The following is a 16,036-nucleotide window of genomic DNA, read 5'->3' as shown; positions in this document are numbered from 1 at the left end:
GGTCGAGCCGACGATCAGCGGGTCCGGCGCGCGGACGATCGACAGGTCCTTGTTGGGATAGGGCAGCGACCACAGGAAATGCGTCATGCAATTGAGCCCTCGTGATCCGCGTAACTGGTGACAGACGCCATGGGTCTCTGGTCCTGTTCAAATTGGGTTCGATGAGGCGACGACGCTGACCGTCACGGACGCCCGTTCGGCGCCGCCGTGGCAAGGTCGACGCCGTCCGCCGACGCGAAGGCCTTTTTCGCCTGTTCGAGCCAAGCGTCGTAGGCCTGCTGGCTCACGACATGGAATTCGATCGGCATGAAGGCATGATCGATGCCGCAGATGTTCGAGCATTGGCCATAGAAGACGCCTTCCTGCTCAGCCTTGAACCACGCCTTGTTCAGCCGGCCGGGAACCGCGTCGATCTTCACGCCGAACGAGGGGACGGAGAACGAGTGGATGACGTCCTGCGACACGACGTCGACCTCGACGACCTTTCCGACCGGGACGTAGGCGGCGTTGTCGACCGACAGGAGTCGGATGTCGCCCGGCTTGAGGTCCTTGTCTTCCTTGATGAGCGAATCATAGGAGAAGCCCCCGGCTGCTTTGGGGTAACCATAGTTCCAGTGCCACTGCGAGGCCGTCGCCTTGATTGTGAGGTCGGGCTCGGGGATGACGAGTTGGTCCGTCAGCAGACGGAAGGAGGGAACCGCGATGACGACGAGCACGATCACAGGCAGCACCGTCCACGCGATCTCAAGCGGACCGTTGTGAGTCGTTCGCGAAGGGACCGGATTCGCCTTTTCGTTGAAGCGGAACACGACCACCGCCAGCAGCGCCAGCACAAGCAGCGAAATGCCGACGATGATCGGCATCAGGATCGCGTTGTGCAGCCACTGGATGTCCGTGGCGATGGGACTGTTGGCCGGCAGGAAGCCGACCTGGCCATGCTCCGGCGCCCCGATCAGCGCCGCCCGGCCGGGGCTTGCCGCCGTCATGACGGCGGACGCCACAACCGCCGTGCGAAACGGAATCGATGCGCTTTTCCTCACCAACTGCCTCCCGCATGCCCCTACAACGACGCGTCGCGCGCCTCACACAGACCGATCGCCCACCAGCGTGTTCTTGATTGGGTGCAACAGTACACCGCACAATGGAAGATTGACAACCGGATTGCCAAATTTCGCAAGCGATGGCGGGGCTTTTTTTTGCCGCTCGCCACGGCCCGGCCGTGTACGCGCGGCACGCGGCCTGACTCGGCGTCGTCCGGCGCACGGACGGCAGACGGCCGGCGCCGCTCCCCGGCGTCAGCTCGGCGCCGGCCTCATAAGCGCGGGTCGGCGCGCATTGCTATCCTGAATTCCTGGCAGAAACCACCTGCGTCGATTTTACCGCTGGCGGATGGCGCTGGGTGCGATCTATATCGGGAACGGTTGTCGAACCGCTGACGTTGTCCCATCAAACCGGGCGGCCCGAGGAGTGTCTTCATGGCGTCGAGAGCGGGGGAGGAGTTTCGGCGGCCTGTCACGCTCGCGCTTTCCGGTCTCGCGATCATCGGGTGGCTGCTCGTCGCCTACTTGTGGTCGGAGGCCTCGCGGACGGAGAGCGACATGGCCGACGCCTTGCATGCTGCGGAAAAGGCGCGGGAGGCCCTGGCGGCCGATCTTCAGAACCTGCAGAAGGCCGCCGGAACCGCAGCCGATCTCAAGGTTCAGGCCACCGAGGCGGAGAAGGCGTTGTCCGAGGCGTCGGCCGCGCGCGCCTCGGCGCAAAACGAATTGGCAGACCTCACCAAGCAGATCAACGACGCCAAGCTCGCCATTTCTGGGGCGCAGGAGGAGGCCAGCGCAAAAACGCGCGACCTCCAGTCGGTCGACGCCCGGCTCAAGGAGGAAAGCGACCGGCTCGCCGGTCTGCAAAGCCAGAATCAGGCGCTCGCGGGCGATCAGACCCGGCTGCAGGGCCAGACGGACGCTGCGCGGGCCGCCTTGGCCGACGCACAGAACCAGGACGGCGCTGCGCAAAAGCAATTGGAGACGTTGCAGGGCCAGATCAACGCGGCGACCGCCGAGCTCAATTCCCTCCAGCAGCAGATCCGCGACGCCAAGGCCGCCGCCGATCAGGCGCATTGAGGAGAAGGCCGTGAACCTCCGCAGTAGGCCTTTCGGACGCCGTACGCTCGGATTGCCGAGCGTCGTAAGCGTGTTACAAGTCGCCTGGGGGAGCGCGCCGAAGCCCGAACTTAGGGATCTTGCGCTCGAGAGCGAGGCTTGATGGATGATCGTCCCACAACGAGCGCAGAGGCTGTGCAAGTCGACGTCGAGCGGCGCCCCAGCCCGGCGGAGCTCAAGGCCGCCGTGCTGGCTAAGCTGACCTATTCGGTTGGCAAAATCCCCGAGGTCGCGAGCCCGCGCGACTGGTTTCTCGCCGTCGCCTTCGCCACTCGCGATCTGATCGTCGACCGATGGCTGCGGTCGACTGCCGAGGTGTACGCCGACGGCCGCAAACGCGTTTATTACCTCTCGCTCGAATTCCTGATCGGCCGGTTGCTGTTTGACGCCATGACCAATCTCGGAGTCGCCGAGCCGATGGCGGAGGCGCTGCAGGAACTCGGCGTCAATCTGACCGAGCTCCGGCGGATCGAGCCGGATGCGGCGCTCGGCAACGGCGGCCTTGGCCGTCTCGCCGCCTGTTTCATGGACAGCATGGCGACCCTCCAGATCGCCGCGCACGGCTACGGCATCCGATACGACAATGGCCTGTTCCGGCAGATCATCCGGGGAGGGTGGCAGCAGGAGACTCCCGAAGACTGGCTGACCAACGGCAATCCTTGGGAGTTCGAGCGCCTCGAATACAATTACGCGATTGGCTTCGGCGGCTGGGTCGAGATGGTCCACGGCGACGACGAGCGCACTCGGCACATCTGGCACCCGGCCGAAACGGTCGAGGCGGTTGGCTACGACACCCCGATCGTCGGTTGGCGCGGCAAGCACGTCAACACCCTGCGCCTGTGGTCGGCGCGCGCGCCCGATCCATTCAAGCTCGACGCCTTCAACGCCGGCGACTTCGTCGGCGCTCTTTCGGATGCGGTGCGCGCCGAAGCGATATCCAAGGTGCTCTATCCGAGCGATGCGACGCCGGCCGGCCAGGAACTGCGCCTGAGGCAGGAATACTTCTTCGCCTCCGCCTCCCTGCTCGATCTCGTCCGCCGCCACATCAAGCAGCATGGCGACGTCCGCACGCTTGGCGAGCACGCGGCGATCCAGCTCAACGACACCCATCCGGCCATCGCCGTCGCCGAACTCATGCGCATTCTCGTCGACCTGAACGGCCTCGAATGGGACGAAGCCTGGCCGGTCACACTGGCGACCTTCTCCTACACCAATCATACGCTTCTGCCCGAGGCGCTCGAGAGCTGGCCGGTGCCCCTGATGGAGCGGCTGCTGCCGCGCCACATGCAGATCATTTATCTGATCAACGCTGCTCATCTCGACAACGCGCGCCGTCGCGGCTTTATGGATTCCGGCATGCTCGCGTCGATTTCGCTCATTGACGAGCATGCGGGCCGGCGCGTGCGCATGGGCAACCTCGCCTACATCGGCTCGCACAAGATCAATGGCGTGTCTGGCCTTCACACCGACCTGATGCGCAAAACCGTGTTCCATAACCTCAACACCGTTTATCCCGGCCGCATCGTCAATAAAACGAACGGGATCACGTTTCGCCGCTGGCTGATCGAGTGCAATCCCGGCCTCGCACGGATCATCCGCTCCGCGGTCGGCGAGCGTGCGCTGGACAACGCCGAGGCGCTGAAAGCTTTTGCCGCCTTCGCCGACGATGCGGCCATGCAGGACGCGGTCGCCGCGGCGCGGCGCGCGGCCAAGGTCGCACTCGCCCGCCACGTCGCGGTGCAACTCGGCCAGCGCATCGATCCCGAGTCGATGTTCGACGTCCAGATCAAGCGCATCCACGAATACAAGCGACAGCTTCTCAACATCCTGGAGACGGTCGCGCGCTACAACGCCATCCGCGCCAATCCGACAATCGAATTCGCGCCGAGGGTCAAGATTTTTGCTGGTAAGGCGGCCGCGAGCTACACGCAAGCCAAGCTCATCATCAAGCTCGCCATCGACGTCGCCCGCGTCGTCAACTCCGATCCGACGGTGCGGGGGCTGCTGAAAGTGGTGTTCCTGCCGAATTACAACGTATCGCTCGCCGAGACGATCATTCCGGCGGTCGACCTCTCCGAGCAGATCTCGACGGCCGGGATGGAGGCCTCGGGCACGGGCAATATGAAGATGGCGCTGAACGGCGCGCTGACAATCGGGACGCTCGACGGCGCCAACGTCGAGCTGCGCGACCTGGTCGGAAACGACAATATCTTCATTTTCGGTCTGACCGCATCCGAGGTCGAGGCCGCGCGCGCTCAGGGCATCGACGCGTCGGCGCGCGTCGCCGCCTCGCCGGCGCTGCGGGAGGCGCTCGACGAGATCGCTTCGGGCGTTTTCTCCACCGACGACGCCGGGCGCTATCGCGGCCTGGCCGATACGCTCAGGCATCACGACTATTTCATGTTGTGCGCCGATTTCGACGCCTACTGGGAGACGCAAAAGCGGGTCGACGAGGCTTGGCGGGATCGCGGCCGCTGGATGCGCTCGAGCATCCTCAATACGGCGAACGTCGGCTGGTTCTCGTCCGACCGCACGATCTCTGAATACGCGAAAGAAATTTGGAAAGCGCCATTCAAGCCGTTGAGCTGAAGGGGTGCCGGGAGGGTGAAAATGGAGGTTTGGAGAGCGCGGGACGCCGACGTCGAGGCGATCCATGCGGCGCGTTGCGGCGACCCTTTCGCAGTGCTTGGGCCGCACTTGACGAGCGAGGGGTGGGTCATACGCGTGTTTGCGCCGGATGCGGTGCGGGTGCGCGCACTCACCCGCAAGGGTGAGCTCCTGGCCGACCTGCCTCGGCGCAAGGGCGACTTCTTCGAGGCGCTGATCCCGTCGGCCACTGAGCGGCCCAGTTACCGCGTCGAAGTCGAATCTGTGCATGGTACCTCGTCGTACATCGACTCCTACGCTTTCGGTCCCGCGCTCGGGCCGCTGGACGACTATCTTCTGCGCGAGGGTTCGCACCGGCAGCTCTACCGCCGGCTCGGGGCGCAGCTCACCACGCACGAGGGCGTAGATGGCGTACTGTTCGCGCTCTGGGCGCCCAATGCGATGCGCGCATCGGTAGTCGGCGATTTCAACCACTGGGACGGGCGACGCTGCCAGATGCGCAAGCGCTACGACAGCGGTCTGTGGGAGATCTTCGTTCCCCACATCGGGGCCGGAACCGTCTACAAATACGAGCTTACCGGGCCTGACGGAGTTCTATTGCCGCTGAAGGCTGATCCGTTCGGCTTCGAGGCGGAGCTCAGGCCCTCGACCGCGTCGGTGGTCGCAGACAGCGCCGACTTCGTCTGGACAGACGCTGAATACATGGCCAAGCGCTCCGAGGGCGAGCCGCGTCGCAAACCGATGGCGATCTACGAGGTCCATCTTGGATCGTGGAAGCGGGGTTACGATGGCGGTTTCCTGTCTTACGACGAGCTCGCGCATCAACTCATTCCTTACGTCGCCGACATGGGCTACACCGCCATCGAGCTGATGCCGATCAGCGAGCACCCGCTCGACGAATCCTGGGGCTATCAGCCGATCGGGCTGTTCGCTCCGACTCGGCGCCACGGAGAGCCGGCGGGCTTCGCTCGCTTCGTCGACAAGGCGCACGCCGCCGGCCTCGGCGTGATCCTCGACTGGGCGCCAGCGCATTTCCCGACCGACGAGCACGGGCTCGCGCGCTTCGACGGCACCGCCCTTTACGAACACGCCGATCCGCGCAAGGGCTTCCATCCGGACTGGAACACGGCGATCTACAATTTTGGCCGGCACGAGGTCGCCAACTTCCTCTATTGCAACGCCCTCTATTGGGTCGATCGCTTCCATATCGACGGGCTGCGCGTCGACGCCGTCGCGTCAATGCTCTACCTCGACTATTCGCGCCGCGAGGGCGAGTGGCTGCCCAACGCCGACGGCAGTAGGGAGAACCGCGAGGCGATCGCCTTCCTCCGCCACGCCAACGAACTCGTCTATGGAGGCTTTCCCGGCGCGATCACCATCGCCGAGGAATCGACCGCCTTTCCGGGCGTGTCGGCGCCGACCGATCACGGAGGGCTCGGTTTCGGCTTCAAGTGGAACATGGGCTGGATGAACGACACGCTCGAATACATGTCGCACGATCCAATCTATCGCCGCTGGAGCCACGACAAGATGACGTTCGGGCTCCTCTACGCTTTCAGCGAGAATTTCGTCCTGCCGATCTCCCACGACGAGGTCGTCCACGGCAAAGGCTCAATGGTCTACAAGATGCCCGGCGACGATTGGCAGCGTTTCGCCAACGTTCGCGCCTTCTATGGCTTCATGTGGGGGCACCCGGGCAAAAAGCTCCTGTTCATGGGCCAGGAGTTCGGCCAAACGATGGAGTGGAACTCCGCGGAGTCACTCCCGTGGTGGTTGCTCGACCACTGGCCGCACCAAGGCGTTCAGGCGCTCATCCGCGACCTCAACCACATCTATCGCGAGACGCCGGCGCTTTATTCGCGCGATTGCGAGCCGGAGGGCTTCCGGTGGATCGTCGTCAACGACGACCAACAGTCGGTGCTCGCCTTCCTGCGACGCGGCGCGCAAAGCGACCCGCCGGTGGCGGTGGTGTGCAACTTCACGCCGGAGCCGCGGATAAACTACCGCGTCGGCCTGCCTTACCAAGGTCACTGGCGCGAGTTGCTCAACAGCGACGCGGCGGTCTACGGCGGATCGAACCTGGGCAACTTCGGCGGCGTCGTCGCCGAGGCGAGACCCTCTCACGGCTTCCCCTGCTCGGCGACGCTGGTTCTGCCGCCGCTCGCCACCCTGTACCTCGTCTTCACGCCGCCAGGCGAAGAGCAGGCCCCAGCCTGAGGAGAATCCTTAAATGCCCAGGACACGCACCGCCAAGGAGATGGGGCTGGCAGCGCCCTACTCCCGTCACGCGATGGCCTACGTCCTTGCCGGGGGACGCGGCAGCCGGCTGATGGAGCTGACCGACCGGCGCGCCAAGCCTGCCGTCTACTTCGCCGGCAAGTCGCGCATCATCGACTTCGCCCTCTCCAACGCGCTCAATTCCGGCATCCGTCGCATCGCCGTGGCGACGCAGTACAAAGCCCACAGTCTCATCCGTCACCTGCAGCGCGGGTGGAACTTTCTCAGGCCGGAACGAAACGAAAGTTTCGACATTCTCCCCGCCTCTCAGCGCGTCAGCGAGACGATGTGGTATCTCGGCACTGCCGACGCGGTCTATCAGAACATCGATATCATCGAGAGCTACAATCCCCAGTTTATGGTCATTCTGGCCGGCGACCACGTCTACAAGATGGACTACGAGAAGATGCTGCAGCAGCACGTCGACTCGGGGGCGGACGTGACGGTCGGGTGCCTCGAAGCCTCACTCGAGGAGGCGAAGGGCTTCGGCGTCATGCATGTCGACGACGACAACACGATCATCGAGTTCCTCGAGAAGCCGAAAAACCCGCCGCATATGCCCGGCAAGCCGGATGTGGCGCTCGCCAGCATGGGCATCTATGTGTTCGAGACGTCGTTCCTGATCGACCTTCTGAAACAGGACGCGGCCGATCCCGGCTCCGCCCACGATTTCGGCAAGGACATCATTCCCTACATCGTCAAGAACGGCAAGGCCGTCGCACACCACTTCTCCCAGTCCTGCGTCCGCTCCACCGAGGAGGCCAAGCACTACTGGCGCGACGTTGGCACCGTGGACGCTTACTGGGAAGCCAACATCGACCTCACCGACGTGGTGCCCGACCTCGACCTCTACGACCGCGCCTGGCCGATCTGGACCTACGGCGAGATCACGCCACCGGCCAAGTTCGTTCACGACGTTGACGGCCGTCGCGGCCTCGCGATCCAGTCGCTGCTTTCCGGGGGATGCATCGTCTCGGGCGCCTCGATCAGCCGGTCGCGGGTCTTCACCGGCGTGCACGTCCCTTCCTACTCCACGATCCACGAGACGGTCATGCTGCCTTACGCGCAGATCGGGCGGCACGTCCGGCTGACCAAGGCGGTGATCGACAGCGAGGTGCACATCCCTGACGGCCTCGTCGTCGGCGAGGATCCGGAACTCGACGCCAAGCGCTTCCGGCGCACGGAGAGCGGCGTCACCCTGATCACCGGCCCGATGATCGAAAAACTTAAGTGATGAGCGGTCTGAAGGTCCTTTCCGTCGCCTCGGAAATTTTCCCGCTGGTCAAGACGGGCGGCCTCGCCGATGTCGCCGGGGCCCTCCCCGGCGCGCTGGTGCGCGAGGACGTGGACATGCGGACGCTGGTCCCCGCCTATCCCGCGGTCAAGCAGAAGCTCGGCGACGCGGAAACCGTGCACGAATACGCCGACCTGTTCGGCGCGCCGGCGCGGGTGATCGCCGGCCGCACCGGTGAGCTCGATATTTTCGCCCTTGAGGCGCCACATCTTTTCGACCGTCCGGGCAATCCCTACCTCGGGCCCGACGGTACGGACTGGCCGGACAATGCGCGTCGCTTCGCCGCGCTGGCGCGGGTCGGGGCCGACATCGGGCTCGGCGAGCTCGAGGCGTTCCGGCCGCATGTGGTTCACGCCCACGATTGGCAGGCCGGTCTCGTTCCGGCCTACCTCCGCTATTCCGGTCGGCCTGCGCCGGGTTCGCTCATCACGATTCACAACCTCGCCTTTCAGGGCCATTTCCCCGCATCCATATTCTGGGAGCTCGGCTTGCCCGACGCGGCGTTCACAGTCGACGGTGTCGAATATTACGGAGGGGTCGGCTACCTGAAGGCAGGATTGGCGCTCGCGGACGTCATTACCACCGTGTCGCCGACCTACGCCCGCGAGATCCAGACGCGCGAGTTCGGCATGGGTCTAGACGGCCTTCTGCGCACGCGCGCGGCGGCGGTATACGGCATCCTCAATGGCATCGACGAGGCGGTCTGGAACCCGTCGACCGATCCGGCGCTGGAACAGACCTACAATCCGCTCCGCATCGACATGCGCGGACGCAACAAGGCCGCGCTGCAAAAGAGGCTCGGACTAGCCCTCAGTGTCGACCGTCCGCTGTTCGCCGTTGTGTCCCGCCTTTCGGGCCAGAAGGGCCTCGACCTGCTGCTGCACGCCCTGCCCCGGATCGTCGACCGAAGGGGACAGCTCGCGCTCTTGGGTTCGGGCGAGCGCTGGCTGGAGTCGGGGTTCGCCGACGCCGCGGCGAGCCGCCCGGGGTCGGTGAGCTGCGTCTTCGGCTACGACGAGAAGCTCGCCCATCTTTTCCAGTCCGGAGCCGATTTCATTTTGCTCCCGTCGCGGTTCGAGCCCTGCGGGCTGACGGAGCTTTACGCGTTGCGCTACGGCGCGACGCCGATCGTCTCGCGCGTCGGAGGGCTCAACGACACGGTGATCGATTCCAACGAGGCGGCGCTTGCGGCTGGCGTGGCGACGGGCGTGCAGTTCGCTCCGCCATCGGTCGAGGCGCTCAGCGACGCGATCGACCGGGCGTTCTCCCTCCACCACGATCCCGCGGCGATGCGGCGCCTGCGGCTCAACGGGATGCGGGCGGACGTATCCTGGCGAGGCCCGGCAAAACGCTACGCCGAGCTTTTTCGCGCCATCGCGCGAACCGCCGCATGAGCAAGGCTGCAGCCAACCTCGGCGTCGTCGCCTCGCCGCGCGGCCTCGAGGCCGCGCTCGATCTGCCAAACGCCGATGGCGTTTCGCTCTGCCTGTTTGACCACGACCGCGAAATTTCCCGGATCCCGATGGCGCGCGGCGCGGACAGGATCTTTCGCGGCTTAGCGCCCGGGCTTTCCGCCGGCGCACGCTACGGCTTTCGGGTTCAGGGCCCGTTCGACCCGGCGCGCGGCCATCGCTTCGACGCATCGAAGTTGCTTGCGGACCCCTACGCCTACGCGTTCGACCGTCCGTTCCGCCTCCATCCCTCGATGTTCACCTTCGGCGAAGATAGCGGTCCGCACGCGCCGAAGGCGATTGCGGGCGCGCCGCCGGCGGGCGAGCCAGGCCGGAAGCGCGTCGCGCCCGAGGCGCTCGTCATTTACGAACTCAACCTGCGCGGCTTCTCCCGCCTGAACCCGGCTGTGCCCGAAGGCGCGCGTGGAACCTTCGCCGGCCTCGCCCATTCCGCGTCGATCGATCATCTCGCTGCGCTCGGCGTGACCGCGGTCGAGATCATGCCGTCGGACGTCTTCGTCGACGAGCGTCACCTGCCGCCGCTCGGGCTCGCCAACGCCTGGGGCTACAACGCGGTCGTGTTCGGCGCGCCGGATCCGCGCCTCGCCCCTGGCGGCTGGGCCGAGGTGCGCGCCGCGACCGACGCCCTGCATGCGGCCGGAATGGAGGCGATTCTCGACGTCGTGTTCAACCATAACGGCGAGAGCGACCAGTTCGGCCCGACGCTGTCGTTCCGCGGTCTCGACAACGCGACGTTTTTCCGTCTCGATCCCTCGAACCCGGCGCTGTACGTCAACGACGCCGGCACCGGCAACTGCATGGCGCTCGACCGCCCGCTCGTCGTCGACATGGCGATCGGCGCACTGAGGCGATGGATGGTTTACGGCGGGATCGACGGGTTCCGCTTCGATCTGGCGACTTCGCTCGGTCGCGGTCCAAACGGCTTCGACCCTCACGCGCTTTTTTTCCAGGCACTGGCTGAAGATCCGGTCGTGAGAGAAGCGCGGCTGATCGCCGAGCCGTGGGATATCGGACCCGGCGGCTACCAACTCGGTCATTTTGGTCCTGCCTGGGCCGAATGGAACGACCGCTTTCGCGACGCGGCGCGGCGCTTCTGGCGCGGAGACGCTGGACTGCGCGGCGAGGTCGCGACCCGGCTCGCCGGCTCGCAGGACGCATTCGGCATCGGCGGCGTCACGCCGTCGAAGAGCGTCAATTTCATCGTCGCCCACGACGGCTTCACCCTCGCCGACCTCGTCGCCTACGAACGCAAGCACAACGAGGCCAACGGCGAGCACAACCGGGACGGCGCGGACGCCAATTATTCCTGGAACCATGGCGTCGAAGGCCCAACCGGCGATCCGGCTGTGCTCGCCGCCCGGACGCGCGATCAGCGCAATCTCCTGACCCTCATGTTCGCCGCGCGCGGAACGCCGATGATGGCGATGGGGTCGGAGCTCGGCTTCAGCCAGGGCGGCAACAACAATGCTTACGCCCAGGACAACGCCTCGACGGCGATTCATTGGCGGAGCGCCGACGCCGCGCTCACCCGGTTCGTCAGCCGCCTTATCCGTATCCGCCGAGTTCATCCCGCTCTCTCGCGCAACGCCTTTCTCACCGGCAAGCCATTCGACGCAAGCGGCCTGCCGGATGTTGAATGGCGCGACGCCGAAGGGCCGATGTCGCAGTCGGGTTGGAACGATCCGGCCGGACCCGTGCTCGTTGCGATCTTCGCCGCGCCGCAGGAGGGCGGCGTCGACCGCGTCGCCGTCGCAATGAATCGCTCCGAGGCGGACGTCGATCTCCGGGTCCCGGCCCCGCGCACGGGCATGCAGTGGCGGAAGATCATCGATACGGAGGTTCCCGACGAGCCCGACCGGCCGCTCGCCGTCGCTGACCGTTGCCGGCTCGCAGCCCGAGGCTGCCTCATTCTCGCCGAGGGCGCCGCGCCTCGCGGACTGCGCGGCGGCCCGCCGAGCGCTGATTCCATCGACGCGCTCGCCAACGCTGTCGGCATTGCCGCCGACTGGTCGGACATCGGCGGAAAGCGAACGATCGTCTCGCCGCAAAGCAAGATTGCGCTCTTGACCGCGCTCGGGCTTGCGGCCTCGAGCGAGACGGACGCGCGCGACAGTCTGAAAAGCGTAATCGACGAGACGCGCCGCCGCCGAGTTCCCCCGTCCCTGCTCATACGGCGGGGCGAGGCGCCCGTCGCGCCCCTGCGTGACGCGGCGGGCGCGTGCGACGCGCGCATCGAGACCGAGGACGGACGCGTGATTGAATGGCGGACCCCGGCAGGCGACGGAGTCCGGCGCGCGCTCGCCGATGGACGGACCGTCGTCGAGCGGATCATCGCCCTGCCCGAACTCTCAGTCGGCCGTCATCGATTCGTCGTCGACGGCGTCGACTGCGCGCTGACAGTGGCGCCGCCCAAGTGCTACCGGCCGGAGGGCGGCCTAAACAAACGGTTCGGCGTCACGGCCCAGCTCTACGCCTTGCGGCGCGGCGGCGATCAGGGAATCGGCGACTTCACGACCCTCGCGCTTGCCGGCGAGCGCGCTGGCGGCGCAGGAGCGGCCTATCTCGGCGTCAGCCCAATGCACATGTTGTTCCCGCGCGACCGCGAGCGGGCGAGCCCGTACTACCCTTCGGATCGGCGCTTCCTCGATCCGATTCTGATCGACGCCTTCGACGCCGAACTGCCGCGCGACGCCGCCGCCGAATCGGCGCTGAAGGCGCTCGCTCCGGCCGCCGCCGCTGCCTCAACAACCCGGCTGGTCGATTATCCGGAGGTCTGGCGGATCAAGCGCACGGCGCTCGGGACGCTTCACGCCGCCTTTGCGCGCGTCGCCGCCGCACAGCCCCGCGAGGCTCTGGTCGCCGACTTTCGCGCCTTCGTCACCCGAGGCGGAGAAACGTTGCGCCGTTTCGCCGCCTTTCAGGCGATCGCGGCGGGAGAGGCGGGGGAAAATTGGCGCCTGTGGTCCGAGGGACTGCGCGAATGGGACCCAAGCGCGCTTGCGGCTGCGATCGACAAGGACCCGGAGGGCTTCGATTTCGCGCTCTTTTGCCAATGGCTCGCCGACCGGCAGCTCGCCCGCGCGGCCGAACGCGCGCGCCAGAGCGGACTCGAGCTCGGCTTCTACCGCGATCTAGCGGTCGGCTCGGCTCCCGATGGCGCCGAGGCCTGGGCGCACGGCGGCGGGCTGACGCGCGGCGCGACCGTCGGGGCGCCTCCCGATCCGTTCTCCGTGCACGGCCAGAACTGGGACCTGCCTGCGCCCAACCCGCTCACCGGCGCGCGCCAGGGCTGGAAGGATCTCAGCGCGCTTTACGCCGCCAACATGCGGCACGCCGGCATGCTGCGCATCGACCACGCGATGGGTCTGCAGCGCCTGTTCCTGATTCCGGAGGGCGCCGCGCCGGCCGACGGCGCATACCTCGCCTATCCGCTCGACGAGCTCGTCGGCCATATCGCGCTCGAAAGCCAGAGGGCGAAGTGCATGGTGATCGGAGAGGACCTGGGCACGGTCGCCGAGGGATTCCGGAGCCGCATGTCCCGGGCCAGCATTTTCGGCATGCGCGTGCTCTGGTTCGAGCGCCGTGGCGCAGATTTCGCCCCGCCGGCCGTGTATCCGCCGCTTTCGGTCGCCTGCGTCGCGACGCACGATCTGGCGACCCTCGCCGGCTGGTGGCGGGGCGCAGACATCGCCGAGTGGCTGTCGCTCGGCCTCATGTCGCTCGGCCAAGCTGGCGAAGCCATCGCGGCTCGGCGGACGGAAAAACGCAGCCTCGTCGGCGCGCTCTTCGCGGCTGGTCTGATGGACGTCGCTCCCGCCGAGGACGCCCCGCTCGACGATAATATGGCTGCGGCGGTCCACGCCTTCATCGGCTCCGCCGGCTCGCTGCTCGCGAGCGCGCAGTGCGACGACCTGGCAGGCGATGCGGTCGCCACCAACCTGCCGGGCACCGACCGCGAACGACCGAACTGGCGCATCAAGACGAGCGGCGACGTCGCGTCTCTCTTCGCCGGGCCTCGCGCCGCCGCAATCCTCGCCGCGCTGGAAAGAGGACGCGGGGGCAAAGGGCGCGCATAGACACGCGATCAAGCGCCGCGCGACGCTAACGGACGCCGCCCGAGCCGGAAGGATCGAGCGGCCGCTCCGCGGTCACAGGCTGATGGAGATCGCCTCTCGACCGCGCGGAGTGTCAACGACCCTCATGTTGACGGGCTGTCCCTCATTGAGGTGGGCGATGCCGGCCGCATTGAGCGCCGAGATATGGACGAAGATGTCCTTGCCGCCATCGTCGACGGCGACGAAGCCAAACCCCTTCGTCTCATTGAACCACTTCACCTTCCCCTCGAGCTGGGTGCCGGCCGAGGGGTCGGGAGGAGCGCGGCGCGGCGTCCGGGGCGCATCAGGCGAACGTCGGGGACGCTCGACGGCGGTCGACATGTCGACCGACATGACCCGAGACACTTGCGGCCCTTTGGCGCCCGCCGTCACCACGACGCGCATCTTCGCGCCGGGCGGAACGGTGTCATGTCCGGCCGAATGCAGCGCAGTCGCGTGCAGGAAGGCGTCGCCCTGCCCGTTCTCCAATTCGACGAACCCGAATCCCTTGTCGTCCTTGAACCACTTCACTGTCGCTTCAACCGTGGGCTGGCTGATTTGAGTCGCAGCGCCGCCGGCGGCGAAAGAATCGTCAACCCCGTTGTCGGGCCTGCCGCGACCACGCGACGGGTCGCGCCTTGTCTCGTACGGCATCGGACCATCGTCGTCGAACCCATGCCTGCGCGGCGTCCAAAAATCTCTACCCTTGTTCATGGCCATCAAACTCTTCGACCGATGCGTTCCCAGAATGAGCCGCCGCGGTCACGGCGACCCTCCGTTCCGCCGCATGGCGGCGGAATCCTGAGGCAGGCGGAGCAGCCTTCCAAGTGTGGCCCGCCAGCCGGCGGCGCAGCTTCGGCCACGACTGATTTTCGGAGCCCGGAAACCGGGAATCGAGTCGAGTACGCCATCAGCGCCGTCGTCAACTGAACCGCGCAACGCAAAGGCGAAACGAGCTGTCGACATGCCGGCGAACGGACTTTGTTCGCACGCAGCCATCGCCAACAAACCCCTTTAGCGCCGCAGGCGACGGACCACCTCGTCCCTATCGGCGTGCCAGGCTTCCTGTGAGCGTTACGCCCACCGACCAACCTGACCCCCTTTCGTCCGAGCGAGAATTCCAAACAGCGTCCGGGCGCGCAATTAGGGAAACTACGTAGGCGCGGCGCGAAGCCTCGGAATGGCCGTGGGAATCCATCGCTTGCGCGGCCGTGGCGGGCTCCCCATATGCGCCCCCATGTTCGAACCACTTCAGCCGCTCCACGCGGCTTTCACCCTCGACGCCGAAAGCGCGTCGCAGGGGCCGGGAACCAAATCCGTCAACGACGCCGCAGCGCTCGACGAATATTCCCGCGTCGTCACCGACGTGGTGGAGCGTGTCGGCCCGAGCGTGGTGCGGATCGACGTCAAGCGCGCCGGCCGCAACGCCGGCTCCGGCTCCGGCGTGATCGTGTCGTCCGACGGGCTCGCGCTCACGAATTCCCATGTCGTGCAGGGCGCGCGGGTCGTTTCGCTCATCACGCTCGAGGGACGCGAGTTGCAGGCTCGCGTGCTCGGCGACGACCCGGACACCGATCTGGCGCTTCTGCGCGTCGAGGCGGACGTGTCGCTGCCTGCGACTCGGCTCGGAGACAGCGCGAAGCTGAGGCGCGGTCAAATCGCCATAGCGATCGGCAACCCGCTCGGCTTCGACGCGACCGTGACGGCCGGCGTCATCTCGGCGCTCGGCCGCTCCCTGCAGTCGCGCACCGGGCGGATGATCGACGACGTGGTCCAGACCGACGCGGCGCTCAATCCGGGCAATTCCGGCGGCCCGCTTGTATCCTCGGCCGGCGAGGTCGTGGGTATCAATACCGCCGTCATCATGGGCGCGCAGGGCATCTGCTTCGCCGTCGCCTCCAACACTGCCAATTTCGTCGCCGGCGAGATCGCCCGCCACGGCCGGGTGCGACGAGCCTATATCGGCGTCAGCGCAGCTTCGGCCGAGATCCCCAGGCGGATCGCGCTCCGGCTCGGCCTCGATCAGGCGACCGGCGCGCGTCTGATGGCCGTCGATCAGGCGGGCCCGGCCGCTCACGCGGGCCTCCTCTCTGGCGACCTGGTCATCGGACTTGACGGCAAGAGGGTGACGAG

At 66.4% G+C, this 16,036-nt stretch carries 9 protein-coding genes; 7 read left to right on the top strand and 2 right to left on the bottom strand.

Going from position 1 to position 16,036, the window contains the following annotated elements:
* Nucleotides 1–182: 182 nt before the first annotated feature.
* On the bottom strand, nt 183–1,040 hold the full coding sequence (coxB, locus tag ACLP25_RS02645; RefSeq protein WP_442467687.1) for a cytochrome c oxidase subunit II: 858 nt from the start codon (nt 1,038–1,040) through the stop codon (nt 183–185).
* Nucleotides 1,041–1,475: 435 nt separating this feature from the next.
* On the opposite strand from coxB, the gene ACLP25_RS02640 reads away from it, so the two are divergent.
* The 6 genes from ACLP25_RS02640 to glgX all read left to right on the top strand — a co-directional run bounded on the left by ACLP25_RS02640 (nt 1,476) and on the right by glgX (nt 13,885).
* Nucleotides 1,476–2,120, top strand: coding sequence for a hypothetical protein (locus tag ACLP25_RS02640; RefSeq protein ID WP_442467686.1), 645 nt, complete (start codon nt 1,476–1,478; stop codon nt 2,118–2,120).
* Between the two features lie 141 nt (nt 2,121–2,261).
* Complete coding sequence (locus ACLP25_RS02635; RefSeq protein WP_442467685.1) at nt 2,262–4,748, top strand: glycogen/starch/alpha-glucan phosphorylase; 2,487 nt, start codon at nt 2,262–2,264, stop codon at nt 4,746–4,748.
* 21 nt (nt 4,749–4,769) lie between these two features.
* Nucleotides 4,770–6,983 (top strand): 1,4-alpha-glucan branching protein GlgB, encoded by a 2,214-nt coding sequence (gene glgB / locus ACLP25_RS02630; protein WP_442467684.1) that lies wholly within the window; start codon nt 4,770–4,772, stop codon nt 6,981–6,983.
* A gap of 40 nt (nt 6,984–7,023) precedes the next feature.
* Complete coding sequence (gene glgC / locus ACLP25_RS02625; RefSeq protein ID WP_442467688.1) at nt 7,024–8,277, top strand: glucose-1-phosphate adenylyltransferase; 1,254 nt, start codon at nt 7,024–7,026, stop codon at nt 8,275–8,277.
* Entirely contained in the window at nt 8,277–9,731 is a 1,455-nt protein-coding gene (glgA, locus tag ACLP25_RS02620; protein ID WP_442467683.1) for a glycogen synthase GlgA, read from the top strand. Before glgC ends, glgA begins: the two co-directional genes overlap by 1 nt.
* Nucleotides 9,728–13,885, top strand: coding sequence for a glycogen debranching protein GlgX (glgX, locus tag ACLP25_RS02615; protein WP_442467682.1), 4,158 nt, complete (start codon nt 9,728–9,730; stop codon nt 13,883–13,885). The genes glgA and glgX overlap by 4 nt, the downstream gene beginning before the upstream one ends.
* Nucleotides 13,886–13,957: 72 nt before the next feature.
* Here the strand turns inward: glgX and ACLP25_RS02610 are convergent, their stop codons facing one another.
* Complete coding sequence (locus ACLP25_RS02610) at nt 13,958–14,557, bottom strand: cold-shock protein (protein ID WP_442467681.1); 600 nt, start codon at nt 14,555–14,557, stop codon at nt 13,958–13,960.
* Nucleotides 14,558–15,140: 583 nt separating this feature from the next.
* Here ACLP25_RS02610 and ACLP25_RS02605 point away from each other — a divergent pair.
* Nucleotides 15,141–16,036, top strand: an 896-nt coding sequence (locus ACLP25_RS02605) for a S1C family serine protease (protein WP_442467680.1), incomplete at its 3' end; no start/stop codon positions are given.

Origin of the sequence: Roseiarcus sp. (genome assembly GCF_052145395.1) — a bacterium.
In the GTDB taxonomy this organism is placed as follows: Bacteria; Pseudomonadota; Alphaproteobacteria; order Rhizobiales; family Beijerinckiaceae; genus Roseiarcus.
The sequence above is the reverse complement of the archived record's forward strand: the minus strand, read 5'-3'. Positions and strand labels throughout refer to the sequence as shown.

Excerpts from the sequence above, each read along its gene's own strand:
- ACLP25_RS02640 (WP_442467686.1), top strand. The coding sequence starts at position 1,476 with ATGGCGTCGAGAGCGGGGGAGGAGTTTCGGCGGCCTGTCACGCTCGCG.
- ACLP25_RS02635 (WP_442467685.1), top strand. The coding sequence starts at position 2,262 with ATGGATGATCGTCCCACAACGAGCGCAGAGGCTGTGCAAGTCGACGTC.
- glgB (WP_442467684.1), top strand. The coding sequence starts at position 4,770 with ATGGAGGTTTGGAGAGCGCGGGACGCCGACGTCGAGGCGATCCATGCG.
- glgC (WP_442467688.1), top strand. The coding sequence starts at position 7,024 with ATGGGGCTGGCAGCGCCCTACTCCCGTCACGCGATGGCCTACGTCCTT.
- glgA (WP_442467683.1), top strand. The coding sequence starts at position 8,277 with ATGAGCGGTCTGAAGGTCCTTTCCGTCGCCTCGGAAATTTTCCCGCTG.
- glgX (WP_442467682.1), top strand. The coding sequence starts at position 9,728 with ATGAGCAAGGCTGCAGCCAACCTCGGCGTCGTCGCCTCGCCGCGCGGC.
- ACLP25_RS02610 (WP_442467681.1), bottom strand. The coding sequence starts at position 14,557 with ATGCCGTACGAGACAAGGCGCGACCCGTCGCGTGGTCGCGGCAGGCCC.